Consider the following 18,317-nt stretch of genomic DNA (forward strand, 5'->3'; position numbering starts at 1 on the left):
CTTGTCATCTGACAAGCACGGCGTATTTATATGCTTATTTTCCGATTTTCACAATATCTTTTTGTTCCCGTTTTACGGTACCTTCGGCCGAAAGGGAAATCGCTTCACCCTCGGCAAGATTTGTAAAGACAATCGGTGTCATTAATGAAGGAACATGAGGTTTAACCGCTTCAAGATCAACTTCAAGCAGCTTTTGCCCCGGTTCAACCCGGTCACCCTCAGAAACAAAAGAAGTGAATCCTTCGCCTTTCAGACTGACTGTGTCGATTCCGAAATGAATCAGGATCTCTCTTCCGCCGTCAGACTGAAGACCGATCGCATGTTTTGTCGGGAAAACATTCAGCACTTTTCCGCGGACAGGCGATACGACGATTCCTTCTTCAGGAAGAATCGCAAAACCGTCACCCATCATTTTTCCTGAGAACACCTGGTCAGGCACATCGGTAATCGGATGGATTTCGCCGGTGATCGGAGAAGCGAACACTTCTTCACCCTGCTCGTTTCGGAGCGGATCTGCGATAACCTCTTCAACCTGCTGGCTGACTTCTTCTTGCGCGGATACTTTCGGTTCAGGTCGCGGCGTGCGTCCGGCGATAATATCCTGCATCTGTGTTTTTAAACCGTCAGAACGCGGGCCGAAAATGGCCTGAATGTTGTTTCCGACTTCAAGAACGCCTGAGGCGCCAAGCTGTTTCAAACGAGTCTTATCCACTTTCTTCTGGTCGTTGACCGTAACGCGGAGTCTCGTGATACAAGCGTCAAGGTGCTTAATGTTTTCCTGGTCACCCATTGCCTGCAGGATTTCATAAGGAAGGTCGCCGGCTTCGCCTGAGGCGCCCGCACCTTCATCCGCAGCCTCTTCTTCACGGCCCGGCGTTTTCAGATTGAACTTTCTGATCGCAAACCGGAAACCGAAGTAGTAAATGAGTGCTAGTCCTAAGCCGACCGGAATGACAAGCCACCAAGCCGTCCGGTTAGGCAGAATTCCGAACAGGAAGTAGTCAATCAGACCGCCTGAGAACGTCATACCGATTTTTACATGCAGCAGCTGCATAACCATAAAGGAAAGTCCCGCGAATACGCAATGAATCGCAAACAGGATAGGAGCCACAAATAAGAATGAGAATTCAAGCGGCTCGGTAATTCCCGTTAAGCAACTTGTCAGAGCGGCAGAACCCATGATTCCGGCTACAAGTTTTTTCTTTTCAGGCTTCGCTTCATGATAGATTGCAAGCGCTGCCGCCGGAAGACCGAACATCATAAACGGATATTTCCCCGTCATAAATGTTCCCGCCGTCAGCTGTACGCCGTCTTTGATCTGAGCCATGAAAATCCGCTGATCTCCGCGGATGATGTCTCCGGCCGCATCTTTATAGCTGAAAAATTCATACCAGAACGGCGAGTAGAAAATGTGATGAAGACCGAACGGAATCAACGACCGCTCAATCATCCCGAAAATAAAGGCCGCCAAGGTTGGATTCGCTTCCACAAGACCCGTGGAGAAGGAATTCAGACCGTGCTGGATCGGAGGCCAGATCACTAACATAATAAGTCCGAGAATTAATGCGGAAATTGATGTGATAATCGGGACGAACCGCTTACCCGCAAAGAATCCGAGGTACTGCGGAAGTTCAATTTTATAAAACTTGTTGAACAATAACGCGGCCAGAACCCCGACGATAATACCGCCGAACACGCCCGTCGCCAAAGTGGGTATCCCCAGCATGTTAATATAGGCCGGATGGTTTTCCGCAAAAAACTTTGCCCGTTCAATTTTGTCAGACGGAATACTGCCGTTCGCCATAAGCACGGCGCTCATGGATACGTTCATGACCAGGTATCCGATAATGGCCGCGATTCCGGCAACACCGTCTCCGTTGGCAAGACCGATCGCAACCCCTACTGCAAAAAGAAGCGGCAGGTTGTCAAATACGATTTGGCCGGCGCTTTCCATGACGTTCGCCACAAGCTGAACGTTATCATTGCTTAAGAAATGCATGACTTGAATCATATCTTTGTTCTGCATGGCATTCCCTAACGCAAGCAAGATCCCCGCAGCCGGTAAAATCGCAACCGGAAGCATAAGAGCACGGCCGATTTTCTGGAGAACGCCGAATAATGCTTTAAACATAAAAGATGTACCTCCTCTGTTAGCTAGTGTGACCTTACAGCGAAAATTCATGACAACGAATTCACTGGCGCAAGTCTTCAGTTTAACCGTTTACATTTGCCCTTTTACACAACAAAAAAGGCATGAGTAAAAAGGGTGTGCAAAATAACGGGATCGTTCTTCCCGTTTTTTACCCTCAATCACTCATGCCTGATCGAATCAGTGACACGTTTTTAAGGTTTCAACTGAAATTATGAAATTTTATTGGTTAATCGGTACAAATGAAGCGTGAGATAAACCGCTTCCGCCTCATGAACTGGTTTTTTCAGTATTTGCTGCAAGATTTTTATCAGTTTCCAAGCAGTATTGTAGCATAGCGGGTATTCATTTTTCAATAATAACATTAACTTTTCTGGTTCTTTTGTCTGCTCTTCCCGATTAATCCTGTCTATGGTAAATCTGATATGCCGGATCAGCCGCAAATAGTGGACGCTTTCTTTATTCACTTTCATCTGGAAAGATTCCTCAATCACCTGAACGAGGCGGGACATCAGCTGTGAATGCTGATTGACCTCTGAAAGGGGCCGATTCGTCAGGGCGGAATGGATATGCAGAGCGATAAAGCCGATCTCTCCTTCAGGAAGGCAGATTCCCGTCTTTTCATTAATCATGCCGACGACTTCACGGGCAATTTGGAATTCTTCCGGATAAAGCGTTTCGGTTTCCATGAGAAACGGGTTTTTAATGTCAAACCCCTGCTGCAGCCGCTTTACCGCAAAGGCGATATGGTCAGTCAGCGCAATATGGATATGCTCATTTAACGGTTGGCTTGTCCGCTTCTTGATATGATAAATGACGTCATTGGAGATGTCGACAAGTGTCTCGTCCACATAACCGAGGAGCTTTTTAAATTGTTTTTGTTCTTTTTCATCCTTTAAGATGAACATCTTGTCATACCCTTTATCTTCAATGACATCCGCTTGTTTTTTTCCAAAGCCGATCCCTTTTCCGATTAAGACGACCTCACTGTATCTATCATGTGTTGCGATGAGCACATTGTTATTTAATACCTTTTCAACTGTAAAGGACCCCTTCATGATCCTCAGCTCCTTTGTCATTCAATACCTCATATCGTACAAAACGAACGGAAAGCGCGTCAATTCTTTTTTTAGACGGTTGATCGTTCAATAAGGCGGTAATCAAGAACTTTCCTTCCCGGAGGCCCGCCGCTGATCCGGTTCTCAAGCATGTGAAAAGCCTGCTTTCCCATTTCTTTCGTTTGTATATCTATTGTGGAAATACCTAACATCTTGCTGATATCATGATTGTCGATGCTCAAAATCGCAAGCTCTTCCGGGATGCGCGTCCCGTTTGCCTTGGCTTCAAGGTAAAGACCTGCGGATACTTGATCATTCGCCGCAAACAGCGCAGTCGGTTTGTCATCCCAGCTCTTCCATCTATGAAAAAGGGCTTTCCCGTCAAGCAGCGTCAGCACCTTTTCCACAACCAGCTCTTCCCTGTAAGGCTGCCCGATCTTCTTCAGTGCCTCTTTATATGCGGCGATGCGGACTTGACTGTTTTTTCCCTTTTTTCTGGCCAGGCTGATCGCTATTTTCCGGTGTCCCTTTTCTATCAGATAATCCAGACCGTGCCGAAATGCTTCCCGATGCGGATTACTGATGGAGGAAAGCCCTGCCGCATCAGTGTACTGGCAGAGGATGAGCGGTTCTTTCACGGTAAGCAGATGCCCATCAGGAATTGCTTTGGAGCAGATAATCAGGCCGTCCACTTGGCGCTCCTGTAATTGCGATAAGGCAAAACGTTCTTTTTTCTGCTGATAATCTGTCTGGTATAAAGAAAGATGCACGCCTGACGCTTCGGCAGCCTCGGCAATACCTGCAACAAGGTCTGCAAAATACGGAAGATTCACCGACGGAAGCACAACGCCGATCATATCGGAAAAACCTTTGGATAAATGCACAGCATGAATGTTGCGCGTGTATCCGAGCGATTGCATCGCTTTTTTCACTCTTTCTCTTTTGTCCTTACTTACATAAGGATGATCGTTTAAAACTCTTGATACCGTTGTAACGGAAACCCCGGCAGCGCCGGCAATGTCTCTGATCGTAGCCATGGCGTCCCCCCTTTCTTTTTTTCCCTTGATCTGGAATGCGTTTCATACAGTAAGCTAGAAACAGATACATCCTATTCGTTTGAAAGGAGAAGAACAGCGATGGGGATTCTTTGCTTAATCGGTTTGTGTCTGGCCATACTCGGCGGCAGTTACCTTGCCCTGCGGCCCCTGAATGAAAAGCATGATATCAAACCATTTCAGCATTTTGATGATTTTTTCATTTAAAAGGTGATAAAAAAGGACGCTGCGTTCCAGAACCGTCCTTTTTTATCACAAAGCTTTCTATTTCAGAATCGTTAATTCTTTCGGATACTGCGTTAATGCTTCGGCGCCGTCTTTTGTGACAAACACATCGTCTTCTATGCGCACGCCGCCGACATCCGGCACGTAAATCCCCGGTTCTATCGTGTACACCATGCCTTCTTTGAGGAGTGTGTCGTTCGCGCTGCTCATTGATGGATATTCGTGAACCGAAATCCCGAGTCCGTGGCCGAGGCGGTGCGGGAAATAGTCTCCGTATCCGGCTTTTTCAATAATGCCGCGGGCTTTTAAATCAAGATCGCCGATTCTGACGCCGGGTTTGCTTAATTGAAGCGCCGCCTGTTCAGCTTTAAGCACCGTTTCGTAAATCTCTTCCTGTTTCGGGCTGATTGATTGGTATGCGAATGTTCTCGTAATGTCTGAACAGTAGCCGTCAAGAATAACGCCCAGATCAAACAGGACAAAATCGCCTTTTTTCAACCTGTCTGCACCCGGATTCCCATGGGGCTGGCCTGATTTTTCCCCGAACAGCACCATCGTTGAAAATGACATGCCCTGCACACCTTTTTTCTTCAGCTCAAACTCAATCTGTGCGAGTACTTCGGTTTCACTCACACCCTCTTTAAGCGCCGCGACACCGACTTCAACTCCGTAATCCGCGAGTTTTGCCGCTTCCCTGAGAATGCTGATTTCCTTCTCATCTTTTACGAGGCGGAATTGGTTGAGCGTTTCTTCTGCCGAAACAAATGCTGCGCCCCCTGAAGCTTGTTTGAGCTGTTCTGAGCGGGAAAGAGAGATCGAATCCTTTTCAACCGCGATGGAATCAAGCGGCACATTTCGTTTTGTGAGCTCGGCTTTGATCAGCTCCCACGGATCTTCGTGATCGCCGTAGCCGATAATACCATGCTCCCATCCGGCGCTTCGGGCTTGTCCGGCTTCCATTCCCGGACAAACGAAAAACGGCTCCTGTTCCTGAAACAGGAACAATCCCATTAACCGCTCATGCGGATCTGTGTAAAAATCAGTTAAATAAAATACGTTTTCCTTTGTATGTATAAACGCCGCATCATGTCCTTCTTTTTTCAGCCAAGATGAAACACGTTCTAATCTGTTCATTTTTTGCTTTTCCTCCTTACCAAAGTGACTCTTTATTCATTCTATCAGTTTTCCGGCGTTTATGCTGTGAACGAACATTAAAAAAACAGCCGCCCGTGTGCGGCTGTCATGTTTATTTTAATAATCTCAGTCCGTTCAGTATGACCAGAATCGTGCTCCCCTCATGCCCGATTACGCCAAACGGCAGTTCCATCACCTGCAGAAAGTTGGCGCAGATCAAAAGGCAGATGACCGAGAGCGAGAAAACAATATTCTGCTTAATAATCCGGTTCATTTTCCTTGAGAGTCTGCACATTTTCACAAGCTTGTGAAGATCATTTTTCATAAGGACTAAGTCAGCCGTTTCTAGAGCCACGTCCGTTCCCCCGCCCATCGCAATACCGACGTCAGCGGTTTTCAGAGCGGGCGCGTCATTAATGCCGTCTCCGACCATGGCGATTGTGCCGTACGTTTCTTTCAGCTTCTTCACTTCTTTTGCCTTTTGGTCCGGCAGACAATCGGCAACAACCGTCGTCATGCCCGCCTCTTTCGCGATGGCAGCCGCAGTTTCAGACTGATCGCCAGTGAGCATGGCTGTTTGAATGCCCAGTGATTCAAGCTCAGCCATCACGGCTTTGGCTTCAGGGCGGATTTGATCCTTTAAGGCGAAGCAGCCTGCAATCCGGTCATCTTTTTTAACAAAGACCAGTGTAAAGCCTTTATCCTTTAATTCTTTTCCCGATGTCTGCAAAAAAGCATCTGCCGCATGTTCACCTGCAAATCCCGCTTTTCCGACCATCCATTTGACGCCTTCTATTTCAGCCTGAACGCCGAATCCCGACGTCTCGTCAATCGATAGATGGCCTGCGGGCGCGGCGCCCCGGCTTTCGGCAAATTCAGCTATCGCTTTTGCAAGCGGGTGGCTTGATTGCTTTTCTATCGCATACACCGCCTGCATGATCTCATCTTCACTCACATGTTCCGCTGCTTGAAATGCCGCGACTGCCGGCTGTCCCTTTGTGACCGTGCCGGTTTTGTCAAATGCGATCATCCGTACGCTTCCCAGCTGCTCTAAAAACACACTTCCTTTAACCAATAATCCGTTGCGGGCCCCATTTGAGATAAGGGAAAGCGCAGCGGGCATAATAGAAGCGACAAGCGCGCACGGGGAGGCGACCACCATAAACACCATCGCCCGGTAAAAGGTTTCACTCCAGCTCCAGCCTAAAGCGAAATGAGGAACGAATAAAAGCACAGCCACGGCTAACAGCACGCCTTTGACATAGACACTTTCGAATCGCTCAATAAATGCCTGAGCCGGTGACACGCTGTTTTGGGCTGATTCCACCAGCCGGATGATTTTTCTGAATAAAGACTGTTCATTTGTTTTCGTCACACGGACCGTTAAGGAGCCGTTTCCGTTTACCGTTCCTGTAAACACAGAATCTCCTGCTGTTTTTTCCGCCGGCATCGCCTCACCCGTCAGCGCCGATTCATCGAGGCTCGTCACGCCAGACTCAATAATCCCGTCTGCCGCTACGCGTTCGCCCGGCTTAATGACGATCATGTCACCGATCTTAAGTTCAGCAGCCGGCACCCGCTTTTCCCGTCCGTCCGCAAGCAGGGTCGCTTCCTCCGGTTCCAGTTTCATCAAAGATGTTAAATCACGGCTGCTTTTATTCATCGTATATGTTTCGAGCGCGCCGCTTAACGAAAAAATAAAGATAAGAACAGCGCCTTCCGCCCAATAACCGATCAGGGCGGAGCCGACAGCCGCAAAAATCATCAGCAGTTCTACATTTAACGCCTTCGTCTCAATGGTATCCTCAATTCCCTCTTTCGCTTTTGCAAATCCCCCGATCAGGAAGGCAAGGATATACAAAGTGACGGACAGGCCTTTTGTTTCGCTAAAAAACCAGGCCGCAAGAATAAGGACGCCGGATACGAGCGCCGCAATGAGTTCTGCATGCTGGAGCCATTTTTTTCCGGCCCGCTCTTCTTGTATCTGCTGTTGTGAATGGGTTTGTGTCATCACTTGTTCATTCATTATGAATTCTCCTCTCTAATTGAGAACGCAAATCATCTTCAATTCCCCGATAAAAGTAAAACAGCCGCCTGACAGGCAGCATTTTCACAGTGTTATCGCAGTGTTTTCTTTATTATAGCATGCCGGCGGAAGATTTCAATTATAATTGTTTTAATTTCTTTTTGATAATAATTATCATTAGCGTTTCTTCAGCTGTTCATTATATGCAAAAAAAGGTGCGGGAGGAATTCCTCCCGCACCTTTTTAATTCTCTGACCATTCTTTTAATTGTGAGGCGGTCATCGGACCGACGATCTTTTTTTCGATTTCTCCTTTTTCATTCAGCAGAAATGACGTGGGAATCGTCATGACATCGTATTCCTTCATAAGCTCGCCTTTCGTGTCAAGAACAATCGGGAATGTGAGATGGTGCTGAGTGACAAAGTTTTGAACGGTATTTTTATTTCGCTCGGCATTCATCAAATTTACCGTTACAAGGCTTACATCATCGGACTGATGCTGTTCAAAATACGTTTGGAATTGCGGAAGTTCTTTTTTGCACGGCGGACACCACGATGTCCAAAAATGTAAAATCGTTTTCTGCCCTTTATTCGGAATCGATATTTCGTCTCCTTCAATCGTCTTCATCAGAAACACGGCGGGAACTGCCTGTTTTTCTGATGAGGCTTTTGCTTCAGGCATCCAGACGGCGGCAGCTATCAAAAGGACTGCACATACAATTAGGCGGGTTTTATGCATATGATCTTCCTTTCACGCGTTTCGGATAGCTTGCCCTTCCTTATTGAAATGTATCAGCCTTTTCAGCTTTCGATCCGGGGCGCTGTTCTTCCGCCGCCCGTCAAAAACACGGAGACACCGAGGTCTTTGCAGATCGTCGCGTAATGTAAACTTGTCAGAAGGATCATGCCGGTATTCATACCGAGTATAATGCCGAGCATTTGCAATTCCGGCATAGAACCGAGCACATACATCATCGAAAGCCCTACAATGCTGCTCCATACGTTATGATAAAACGCCGTTTTCACGTGGCCGATGCCGATCAGACAGGCTTGAAGCGGCATCACAAACAGATGAAAAAGAAAAAACGGCCACAAAAGCTGCAAATAATACTGCGCTTCCGGAGACTGAAAAAACAAATGGGTCAGCGGGCCTGCGAACTGAAACATGACCCAGACTGCCGGAATGCCGTAGCCGAATGTAATAAAAATCGCTTGTCTCAGCCGTTTCAGCACAATATCATATTGGGACAGCGCATATGCTTCTGAAATGCTGGGAATCATGACGACCATCAGCGAATGGGCGATAAATGCGGGAAACGAACCGATTGTCATCGCTACACCGGCAAGCATGCCGTATTGATCAATCGCAGCTGTCCCGGCAACCCCGGACGCCAGCAGCGCTCCTTTAACCAAGAAGGGTTCAACTGCGTTTGTCACCGCATGAAATATACGAAGTCCCGTTGTCGGGATGGATACGGCCAGGAGGCGTTTCCGCACGTCTTTCCCGCGAAGATGAATGTGCTGATGGCCGGAAAGCGCCCTCCGCGCCAAAATAAACTGCGTATACAAATAAACGAACACCACAACATCGCTTGCGACCAGCACAAATAACGAAATAAGCACGGCCATATCAATTTCAAAAGAGTACCATTGAAAAAAGATAAACAGACAAAGCACTTGAATGATTTTTTTCAAGACATTCGCAACCGCGATTTTTCCCATTTGCTGCACACCCATAAAATAACCTCTGGCGATGGATGTAAAAGCGACAACTGGAATCAGCCCGATGACAATCCCTTTAATAAAGGGGTGATACGTATCGAATACAGGAATGAACGGCAGCGCGATGCTTGCGGCCGCGGTTGAAAACGCGGTAAAAACGGCGGTCATTCTGAAGGCATGCCGGAGCATGCTTTCATGCAGCTTCTGATTGGATTCCGCGATGAATTTTGAAATAGAGATCGGAAGCTCCAGACTGGCGATTACGATAATTAAAAAGATGGTGGGCAGAATGCTCATGTAAAGCCCCATCCCATGCTCGCCAAGCTCCCGCGCCAGTATCATATTCACGACAAATTCCAGACATTCCGCGAAAAAGGCGGCGATGGATAAAAGAATGATCCCTTTCACAAATCGATTCATGGTGTCTCTCCTTGTCTCACGTTCTTCCATCATCATATGAGACAAGTTCTGAAAATATTTTCGATTTCTCAAAATTGAAAAAAGCATAGCGGGGATATTTTTGATCCCGCTATGCTTACATCGCAAATACGTGTCTGCCGATCCGTTCGATAATTTTTCGGGAACGGATCCAGTGGTCAGATGCCGTTTTCGGATTGTAGAAAAACAACGCGTTCGTTTCTCTGCCCGGATGGTCAAGCGCCTCATTTGCGGCGGCGATGGAATCCTTATCCGGCTTTTGATTAATGCTTCCGTTTGCTACCGGTTCAAATGCATTCCTTTGATAGATCACGCCCCGAATGGTATCCGGGAAACCGTTTTTTTCAGTGCGGTTCAGCACTACGCTGGCTACCGCAACCTTCCCTTTATAAGATTCACCTTTCGCTTCTGCGTGAACGAGACGTGACAGGAGTTGTCTGTCAGCGCGGGAATACGTTTTTTTCGGCGGCTGATAAGCCGTCTCTTCCGGTTTTGCTTTCTTCTCTTGGTGAGATGAAAGCTTTATCGGTTGGATAGAATGCTTATGATCCGTTTTTGAAAGCTTCGGAACCGGGCTTTTTTTATTTAAATCAGCAACCAGGGTGCTGGGTTCTTGCTTTGGCTTCTTCGCAAAAGTAAACAGAGCTTCTGTATGTTCAATTTTTGATGCAGGCATAAAACATAGAAAAAAGACAGCCAAGGCAGCAAATTTTGTCGTCATACGATTTCCTCCTTAAATACTTCACTACCTTAACAAGAGCTGTGCGCAAATTCACGTTTAAAGATTTTCCAGTGCTCCCAATCAGCTTTTATAATGGAAGAAGTTTGTTAACAGCCTTGTTATTGGCAGGAAAACAGCCGTCATTTTCACAACATTAACCAAATAGCAGTAAAAGTATCCATCGGAGGGATTTTACATTTTGTTTACATCTGTTACAGCCAGATGAAATGAGAAACTGAAACCAAAAAAAGACTCCTCAAGGGCGAGGAGCCGTCAGCTTCTTGGATGTTCTAAATACTGGAAGATAACATCTCCGCCCTGCTGGGCAATACCGCGGAAATGCTTAAAATCTTCCTGCTTCGATAAAACTGCTCGAAATGCAAGAAAATGTTCTTTCTGCACCCTGAATTCTTTGATTTCACCGGTGCGCATTTGGTTGATACGTTCTGAAATTTCCTCAGGCAGCAACGAATACAGCCTCCTTTTCTCGGCTTTTTCCCGAAAAACAATATACCATCTTTCCCCCGCCGGGACAATGATTGAGCGGGCTGATACCCATATCGCTTTACTTCTTAAAGAAAATACTGCAAAATATTTTCAAACAGGATTTATGATAAAGGAGAGGAAGCTCGTGAAAATTGCTAAGGTTGGAAACGTCATTGAATTTAAAAACGGATTAACCGGTATTGTTGAAAAAGTAAATGAAAACTCCGTCATCGTTGATGTAACCATCATGGATAATTATCGTGACCTTGAATTAGATTCCCTCACTGTCGTCAACCATAAGAATTATAAAATCATCAGAGACTCCTATTAAACCCCCCGAACAATCCGAACCATTTACATATCCCGCACAAAAGCTGCCGCCCGGCAGCTTTTTCAAATGAATTCAGATCTCGGTCATTTCCACAAAAAAATCACCGGTCTCATCTTTATTGTAAAGATTTGTGACGGATGTATAGTAGTTGGTTATTTTACCGCGGAATTCAAGCCCACGCTCGGGCGCCTTGATGTCAAATGTTTTTTCGTACAAAAGGACGGCAATATCATGATACGTTTCAGAGGTCACCTTCAATACGAATGAAATCATACGGCCGTCTTTACCCGCACTTTCTTTACAATCATACATTTTCAGCCTTACACCGTTTAACTCTAACGGCTCCATAACGAACACTCCTTCTTTTTACAGGACATGCTACCATGCTGGCCATTCCTTTACAATTGATCCGCTCCGAATAAGAAAAAACAGCGCAGGTCTTTACAAACATACGTTCCCTATTTTATAATGAAACAGACGAGCTGCCATCCAGCACCCGTCACGTATTGAAGCGGCGAGTACACTCCCCCCGGGTTTACTCGTCTTTTTCTTTTCTCCAAATGATCTCTCTTTCCCTTATAGAAGTTCTGTGCGAATATCATGCACCTTTTTGGCTGCGTGGCAGAGACGAAAAATACCCCCGCTTAAAAGCCGGGGGTATTTAGGTTATATTCCGAGACCGCCGGCACTCCCGAGGAAACTTCCCATTCTTCACCGAACTTTTGAATAGCATATAGTCGCAGTTATCACATCGTCCTGCTGTAATCAAGACTACATTTAAAATAAGGGGTCATACATATTAGACATATATAATATGCAAATGCACCCGATTGTTAAGTGTATTACTTCACAAATTATCCAATTTGCAGTTCATTTGTTACAAGAAGTTCACCTAGTTTCTAAAGTATAGGTTTTTCCATTACTACTGTTTTAACTTCATAACCATTAGGGTTGGTAACCGTTTCTTCTTTATAAACTATGTAACCCATTCTTTCGTACAAGCTTATATTTTTTGGTAATGATGCACGAACACGGCATTCTATTTTCTTTTTTTTATTTTCAATAGCATAATTCTCAATCCATAATAATATTGCTTTCGCTATCCCTTTTCCTCTTGCGTGTGATGTAACGGATAATCTTGAAAAATATATCGAGGTATCTTTTAATGTGATTCTAGAAGAAGCAACTGGTTCCCCATCTACAAAGCACAACAATGCTTTTTCTAATCCTTGTTTCATTGCATTTAATAGATGATCTAACGGTTCATTTAATGCACTAGAGGGAACTTCAAGAAATCTATATTCTTCAAATGCCTCTAACATAATTTTATGCACAATCTGATATTCTTCTGCACTTGCTAATCGTATTTCTAAATTCATTTTTTCCCTCCAAGTTAATGTTATTTAGAACTATTATATCTTTTTTATAATTTTCTGTTGTGCTAACTGCCATGTTTCTTCCAAAATTAAATTTTTATTTATTACAGGAATGCTGCCCGGCTAAAAAAAGCAACTGCTCTTATTGCAATTGCTTTCGTTTTCAACATTTAGGTGGAGCATTTTATATATTTTTATACCTGAGCGTAAGCAACCTTAGAAATAAACTGAATAGACTATACTTGCTCTTTTAAAAAGACTTATAATGGTCGCAGAGGTGGTCAAAATGAAACTAAATGCAGCGCCGCGCCTAAACGCCGTTATGAAGGCGAAAGGGTGGACGCAGGTAAGACTTTCGGAAGCATCTGGTGTGCCACAAGGTTCGATATCGCGCTTCGATAAGAATAGTCGCCACTAAGACTGGCACGTTTTTTCGATTGCGAAAGCGCTCGACGTAGAAGTCGATGAGCTATTCGAAATTGAGGACGCTGAATAAATAGAACGTATTGAAAAATCCCCGCCTAGAAAGACAGGGATCGTGGTCACACTATGGCTTCTTCGGGTCACAGTCGGGTCACACTTCGCTGTGACTCGCTCACATTTCCGTCTAAAACTGACGCTAAATGTTCGGGTTTTACCGTGACCTCACTCCGTTTCACACTTCGGACCGCAACCGGGGGTATTTAGGTTATATTCCGAGTCCGTACTCCGTCTGAAATTAACGGTTGTCAATCGTCTCCGGATACATATCATGATTCATCATCCGATGTTCGGCCATTTTTTCATATTTTGTTCCCGGTCTGCCGTAGTTTGTATACGGGTCAATGGAGATTCCGCCTCTTGGCGTGAATTTGCCCCATACTTCAATGTAGCGGGGGTCCATTAATTCGATCAAATCATTCATGATGATGTTCATGCAGTCCTCGTGGAAATCTCCGTGGTTGCGGAAGCTGAAAAGATACAGCTTCAGCGATTTGCTTTCCACCATTTTTTCGTCCGGAATATAGCTGATGTAGATGGTTGCAAAATCCGGCTGTCCCGTTTTCGGGCAAAGCGACGTAAATTCCGGGCAGTTGAATTTAACGAAATAATCACGGTTCACGTGTTTATTCGGAAATGATTCCAAAACCTCCGGCGCATATTCAAATAAATAGTTTGTCCCTTGATTACCCAGGAGCGTAACTCCTTCTAATTCTGATTCTTTTCTTGTCATATAAATCTCCCTTTCTATTAAACTCCCCGTTTATTGCCCCAAAGCAATGTATGCAGCTGAGGCAGGACTCTGACGAGATTCAGATCCGAATCGGCAGAAACCTTATCAACGAGTGTTTCGTATTTTCCGAGCAGATGTGCGATCAATGCCCGGTCGTCCGTCGTATGGACGTTATCGTTTCCGACCTGAAGATAAAACGGAATATTCGGATATCGCTTGTGCACGGTTTTCGCGAATTGGAGATCTTCATCATTAAAAATGACGACCTTTAAGCTGACCGCGTTAAGCCTTTCTGCCGCATCAAGCGAAGACACAATGTGATCGAGCTTTGCAAAATCGGTTGTCATCCCCGAACTTGGCGGCTTCGGTGAAATCGTCAGGTCGTTAATCATTGTGAACCAATCCTGATAGACCGTTCCCTGCGTTTCTAAAGCGGCGCGCACCCCGTGCTCTTTCAGCAGCAGAATCAGCGCGTCAAGCTGCTTTAACAGCGCCGGGTTTCCTCCTGAGATGGTGACATGAGAAAAGGCGTCTCCGCCGATTTCTCTCAGCTCGCGGTAAATGTCTTCCGCTGTCATCCAGCGGATATCTTTTTTGGCTGAGCCGTCCCATGTAAAAGCGGAGTCGCACCAGCTGCAGGAGTAGTCGCAGCCCGCCGTGCGGACGAACATGGTTTTCTGGCCGATAACCATGCCCTCCCCTTGTATCGTCGGTCCGAAAATTTCTAATACCGGAATTCCTTTAGCCATTCCTATCACCTTTTTTCGGGCGGTATACGCAATAGCTTGTCGGGGTTTCCCTGACAAAAACCTGCACGCAGACCGGCTGATTCTCCAGTGTTTCGAGGTAGGACTGCACCTTATCATAAATCGTTTTGGCCACGACCTCGGTCGTCGGCAGTGAATATCTGTCATCTTCAGAAAATTCCTCATGGTCATTCAGCAATGTATGGTCATAAGCGCCGTGCACCAATTTCTTCAGCACGCTGAAATTCACGAGAAAGCCTGAATCGTCCAGTTCATCCCCCGCAACTGTAATATTTACTGTATACGTGTGCCCGTGGACTCTGCTGCACGCTCCGGCGCTTTCGCGGGGAATAAAGTGCGCGGCTGAAATGTGCATGTCCTTATTCAACTCAAACGAATAAGGATGCTGAACCTGCGGGTAAATTTGAGAAAGCAATTAGTTCCGCTCTCCTTTCATTTTCATATATTCATCATATCCTTTATTGCGGAGCAGGCATGCCGGGCATTCGCCGCATCCGTCCGCAATGATGCCGTTATAGCAAGTCAGTGTGTTATTCTTTACAAAATCAAGCGCGCCGAGCTCATCCGCAAGTTTCCACGTTTCTGCTTTGTTCAGCCACATAAGCGGCGTATGAATGACGAACGGCTTTTCCATCGCCAAGTTGACGGTGACATTGCAGGATTTGACAAACTCGTCACGGCAGTCCGGGTAGCCGCTGAAATCAGTCTCGCAAACACCGGTAATAATGTGGCGCGCACCGATTTGATATGCAAGAATCGATGCAAAGGATAAAAATACAAGGTTGCGTCCCGGCACAAAGGTTGTCGGCAATTCCCCGTCCTTCGCTTCAATTTCGATATCATCTCTTGTCAGCGCATTCGGCGCAAGCTGATTTAAAAGAGACATATCAAGCAAGTGGTTTTTGACACCGAGCTTTTCGGCAATCGATTTTGCCACATCGATTTCTTCTTGGTGACGCTGATTATAATGGAATGTAACAGTTTCCACTTCTTCAAAGTTTTGCAAAGCCCATAATAAACAAGTCGTGCTGTCTTGGCCTCCGCTGAACACCACAACTGCTTTTTCTTTTTTCATGTCTTTCTCTCCCTTATCTATCATTCCATAAAAAAAGCGCCTTTTTCGGAGAAGGCGCCCTAAAAAACATAAAAAAACCGTATCCAAGGATACAGCTCGTCCTTAGTTTTTTATAGAGGGTGTAGCTAGAACCTCTCCCGCATCAATACGGATTTTCTTCTTTTTTCACTTTTGCTATCATACCATAATATTGTTTCCCGTGACAATAAAAAAACAGCCTGAAACCTGTGTCAGGCTGCAAAAGCGGGTTTAAGCCCCGCGTTTCTTCCCCGGAAATACCATCAGCGCAATCCCGATCAGAACAAATAGAGCAGGCCAGAAAACAGAAACCGGAATGATCGGCTGATACGTCATCATAAAGCAAAGTGCTGTCAAGGTCAGCACCGCAACCGGGATGAGCAGCGCCTTCTGTTTCCCGCCGAACAGCCACAGCTCAAATAAACCGAATGCCGTTGCCAACAGGTAAACAGGCCATGTCACATCGGAGTAAGACCAATTGGTTGCCGTTTCAAAGACAAACAAGAACCCCGTAATCAATAAGATGCCGCCCGGTACGAGAAGCCCCGCGTTTTTGACAGGTTTCGGGCCGAAAATCGGAATGTGAAAAGCGGCGCCCAGCAAAAGAATGAGAACGGGCCAGCCGCGTTCGCTGATGACTTCATTTGCATTGGTGAATATGCCGAAAATGCCCGCGGCGCACAGAACCGCCGCAGCAGTCAAAAGCCCTCTTTGCCTTCTGCCGAACAGCCAGGCTTCAAACAGGCCGAACGCAACGGCAAAGAGGTAGACAGGCGATGTCACATTTGCGTATGTCCAATCCGTCAGCGTTTCAAACCATAACAAGCCGCCCGTCACAAGCAAAATGCCGCCCGGAATAAGAAGGCCCGATCTTTTTTTCGGCTGCATAAAGGCAGCGGCGTGAAACAAAAGCCCGGCTGCGATGATCAAAAGCGGCCACAGCCCCGTCATCAGCATTCCGGCAAAGCATAGTGCTCCCGCGGCTGTCAGGATGAAAGCAGGAATCAATACGCCGATCTTTCTCCCGCCGAAATACCACAGCTCAAACAGACCGAGAGCAGGCGCCCATATATAAACAGGCCACGTCACGCCTGAATACGTCCATCCCGTTGCGGTCTCAAAACAAAACAGGCAGCCCAGCACAAGAAACATACCGCCGGGAACGAGCAGTCCCGCCTGTTCAGGCGTTTTTTTCGCAAAAATAAATCCGGCGTGAAACCCTGCGGACATTATAATGAAAAGAAACGGCCACGCCGAACCTGCGGATATATGTATAACTCCCGCCTTCTGTAAAAAAAACGCAATGCCGATACAAATAAAAATAAATCCCAATAATACACGTCGATCCTTCATCTCTTACTCCTCCCCATCATTTCCCAATTCATTATACAGAAATGGCAGTAAAAAAGAAGGGGAATTCCCAAAAAATACAGACATTTTCCTTATATCCTTATTTTTCTTTCGGGATTTTTTTGCAAATCAATGCGCCGATGAAAGCGAGACTCACATACCCAAACACCGGATAAACGGTGGAAATCAGCTGCCCGTAACCGATTTGGCTGATAATGAAAGCAAACGCCAAAATGCCGCCGTAAATATATGTACTTTTTATATGAAGAAAACTGTTTAATTGTTTTTCCAATCCGTATAAATTGCCGATAACCGACGTAAACACTTCCCCGAAAATAATAAACAAATAAATGATATGAAGCGAACGCGAATACGAATAGACGACTTGAGCCATCGGAATGTCAAACTCCAGCACATCCGGCAGCACCGATAATGATAAGAAGCTCGCGGCAAGCACCAGTGTCAACAGAACGCCACCTAAATAAGCTCCCCTTCTGATCACCTTCTCTGAAGACATTTCGTTCGCAAGCGGCACAAGGACGGCTTGGGCGAGCGATAAATTTAACGCGCCGTAAGAGACGGCGGACAAAAGCCAGTTCCACTTATCAGGCCATACCCATTCGTCCGCGTTTCTCGTGCTTGTAAATACAAATGAATCAGCTGTCACGATAAAAGAGAAAGAAATTAAAAGCGGCACAACCAATATATTGACGCCGACCACACCTTTAACACCGCTTGTCATGACGGCAAAGCTCAGTACGATCGTCAGAAGGATCCCCGCTTGTGCGGGCCATCCAAGCTGTTCATGAAACAGCGCTCCAGCTCCGGACAGCATGACAGAGGTCACTCCCAGCAATATAAACATCATAAACATGTTCACGGCGCGGCCGATGGACTGGCCGAATAAATATGTGTTCAATTCCTGATAAGATGCTGCATGAATCCGTTTGGAAATGATCATGATTTTGGCGCCTAAATATGTAAACATCAGACCGCTTACCACGATACCGAACAGACCGATCCAGCCGAACTTCAGAAAAAACTCAACGATTTCCCGTCCCGTGGCAAAACCGGCTCCTACAACCGTGCCTACGTATACAAATGCAAGCTGACTTGCAGAACCTTTTGTTTGTCCCATTTCACCCTCCGGCTAAACGCAGATTTGTCCAGGCCT

General features: G+C 46.0%; 19 protein-coding genes, 2 pseudogenes and 1 riboswitch. Of the genes and pseudogenes, 3 read left to right on the top strand and 18 right to left on the bottom strand.

What is annotated here, in order from left to right; all coding sequences use genetic code 11:
- Positions 1-34: 34 nt before the first annotated feature.
- The 3 genes from ptsG to OWN49_RS02380 all read right to left on the bottom strand — a co-directional run bounded on the left by ptsG (position 35) and on the right by OWN49_RS02380 (position 4,244).
- Positions 35-2,131, bottom strand: a complete 2,097-nt coding sequence (gene ptsG / locus OWN49_RS02370; protein WP_176283295.1) for a glucose-specific PTS transporter subunit IIBC — start codon at positions 2,129-2,131, stop codon at positions 35-37.
- Positions 2,132-2,361: 230 nt separating this feature from the next.
- On the bottom strand, positions 2,362-3,228 hold the full coding sequence (gene glcT / locus OWN49_RS02375) for a glucose PTS transporter transcription antiterminator GlcT (protein WP_012117426.1): 867 nt from the start codon (positions 3,226-3,228) through the stop codon (positions 2,362-2,364).
- Between the two features lie 50 nt (positions 3,229-3,278).
- Positions 3,279-4,244 carry a LacI family DNA-binding transcriptional regulator gene (locus OWN49_RS02380; protein ID WP_103526936.1) on the bottom strand — a complete coding sequence of 322 codons (966 nt, stop codon included), beginning with the start codon at positions 4,242-4,244 and terminating at the stop codon, positions 3,279-3,281.
- A 99-nt stretch (positions 4,245-4,343) separates the two neighbouring features.
- Here OWN49_RS02380 and OWN49_RS02385 point away from each other — a divergent pair, with 99 nt between their 5' ends.
- Complete coding sequence (locus tag OWN49_RS02385) at positions 4,344-4,469, top strand: hypothetical protein (protein ID WP_003154659.1); 126 nt, start codon at positions 4,344-4,346, stop codon at positions 4,467-4,469.
- A 57-nt stretch (positions 4,470-4,526) separates the two neighbouring features.
- On the opposite strand, the gene OWN49_RS02390 is transcribed toward OWN49_RS02385, so the two are convergent.
- From OWN49_RS02390 to OWN49_RS02415, 6 genes are all read right to left on the bottom strand, one after another.
- A complete protein-coding gene (locus OWN49_RS02390) occupies positions 4,527-5,621 on the bottom strand; it encodes a M24 family metallopeptidase (protein WP_057079974.1) in 1,095 nt (364 codons plus the stop codon).
- 112 nt (positions 5,622-5,733) lie between these two features.
- Positions 5,734-7,647 carry a heavy metal translocating P-type ATPase gene (locus OWN49_RS02395; protein ID WP_077722135.1) on the bottom strand — a complete coding sequence of 638 codons (1,914 nt, stop codon included), beginning with the start codon at positions 7,645-7,647 and terminating at the stop codon, positions 5,734-5,736.
- A gap of 243 nt (positions 7,648-7,890) precedes the next feature.
- Complete coding sequence (stoA, locus tag OWN49_RS02400) at positions 7,891-8,385, bottom strand: endospore biogenesis thiol-disulfide oxidoreductase StoA (protein WP_039251632.1); 495 nt, start codon at positions 8,383-8,385, stop codon at positions 7,891-7,893.
- Positions 8,386-8,447: 62 nt separating this feature from the next.
- A complete protein-coding gene (locus tag OWN49_RS02405; protein ID WP_172614642.1) occupies positions 8,448-9,788 on the bottom strand; it encodes a polysaccharide biosynthesis protein in 1,341 nt (446 codons plus the stop codon).
- A gap of 115 nt (positions 9,789-9,903) precedes the next feature.
- Complete coding sequence (locus OWN49_RS02410; protein WP_039062984.1) at positions 9,904-10,527, bottom strand: cell wall hydrolase; 624 nt, start codon at positions 10,525-10,527, stop codon at positions 9,904-9,906.
- 273 nt (positions 10,528-10,800) lie between these two features.
- Positions 10,801-10,995 (bottom strand): hypothetical protein, encoded by a 195-nt coding sequence (locus OWN49_RS02415; protein WP_176283294.1) that lies wholly within the window; start codon positions 10,993-10,995, stop codon positions 10,801-10,803.
- A 163-nt stretch (positions 10,996-11,158) separates the two neighbouring features.
- Here OWN49_RS02415 and OWN49_RS02420 point away from each other — a divergent pair, with 163 nt between their 5' ends.
- On the top strand, positions 11,159-11,344 hold the full coding sequence (locus OWN49_RS02420) for a YkvS family protein (RefSeq protein ID WP_003154669.1): 186 nt from the start codon (positions 11,159-11,161) through the stop codon (positions 11,342-11,344).
- A 72-nt stretch (positions 11,345-11,416) separates the two neighbouring features.
- Here the strand turns inward: OWN49_RS02420 and OWN49_RS02425 are convergent, their stop codons facing one another.
- The 3 genes and pseudogenes from OWN49_RS02425 to OWN49_RS02435 form a co-directional block, all read right to left on the bottom strand.
- On the bottom strand, positions 11,417-11,692 hold the full coding sequence (locus OWN49_RS02425) for a DUF3219 family protein (RefSeq protein WP_146283585.1): 276 nt from the start codon (positions 11,690-11,692) through the stop codon (positions 11,417-11,419).
- Positions 11,693-12,005: 313 nt separating this feature from the next.
- A pseudogene (locus tag OWN49_RS02430) lies at positions 12,006-12,101 on the bottom strand (hypothetical protein); the annotation flags it as partial.
- A gap of 142 nt (positions 12,102-12,243) precedes the next feature.
- Entirely contained in the window at positions 12,244-12,723 is a 480-nt protein-coding gene (locus tag OWN49_RS02435) for a GNAT family N-acetyltransferase (protein WP_077722134.1), read from the bottom strand.
- A gap of 283 nt (positions 12,724-13,006) precedes the next feature.
- Here OWN49_RS02435 and OWN49_RS02440 point away from each other — a divergent pair.
- Positions 13,007-13,216: pseudogene (locus OWN49_RS02440) on the top strand (helix-turn-helix domain-containing protein).
- Positions 13,217-13,438: 222 nt separating this feature from the next.
- On the opposite strand, the gene queF reads toward OWN49_RS02440, so the two are convergent.
- The 6 genes from queF to OWN49_RS02470 all read right to left on the bottom strand — a co-directional run bounded on the left by queF (position 13,439) and on the right by OWN49_RS02470 (position 18,281).
- Positions 13,439-13,933, bottom strand: coding sequence for a preQ(1) synthase (gene queF / locus OWN49_RS02445; RefSeq protein ID WP_003154673.1), 495 nt, complete (start codon positions 13,931-13,933; stop codon positions 13,439-13,441).
- A 17-nt stretch (positions 13,934-13,950) separates the two neighbouring features.
- Positions 13,951-14,682 carry a 7-carboxy-7-deazaguanine synthase QueE gene (gene queE / locus OWN49_RS02450; RefSeq protein WP_003154676.1) on the bottom strand — a complete coding sequence of 244 codons (732 nt, stop codon included), beginning with the start codon at positions 14,680-14,682 and terminating at the stop codon, positions 13,951-13,953.
- Entirely contained in the window at positions 14,675-15,115 is a 441-nt protein-coding gene (gene queD / locus OWN49_RS02455) for a 6-carboxytetrahydropterin synthase QueD (RefSeq protein WP_025650398.1), read from the bottom strand. Before queD ends, queE begins: the two co-directional genes overlap by 8 nt.
- On the bottom strand, positions 15,116-15,775 hold the full coding sequence (queC, locus tag OWN49_RS02460) for a 7-cyano-7-deazaguanine synthase QueC (RefSeq protein WP_003154679.1): 660 nt from the start codon (positions 15,773-15,775) through the stop codon (positions 15,116-15,118).
- A 96-nt stretch (positions 15,776-15,871) separates the two neighbouring features.
- A riboswitch (PreQ1 riboswitch) is annotated at positions 15,872-15,916 on the bottom strand.
- Between the two features lie 108 nt (positions 15,917-16,024).
- Complete coding sequence (locus tag OWN49_RS02465) at positions 16,025-17,146, bottom strand: hypothetical protein (RefSeq protein WP_077722133.1); 1,122 nt, start codon at positions 17,144-17,146, stop codon at positions 16,025-16,027.
- A 97-nt stretch (positions 17,147-17,243) separates the two neighbouring features.
- Positions 17,244-18,281, bottom strand: coding sequence for a YkvI family membrane protein (locus OWN49_RS02470; RefSeq protein ID WP_070081724.1), 1,038 nt, complete (start codon positions 18,279-18,281; stop codon positions 17,244-17,246).
- Positions 18,282-18,317: the final 36 nt, after the last annotated feature.

The organism is Bacillus sp. NEAU-242-2 (assembly GCF_027853835.1).
GTDB lineage: Bacteria > Bacillota > Bacilli > Bacillales > Bacillaceae > Bacillus > Bacillus velezensis.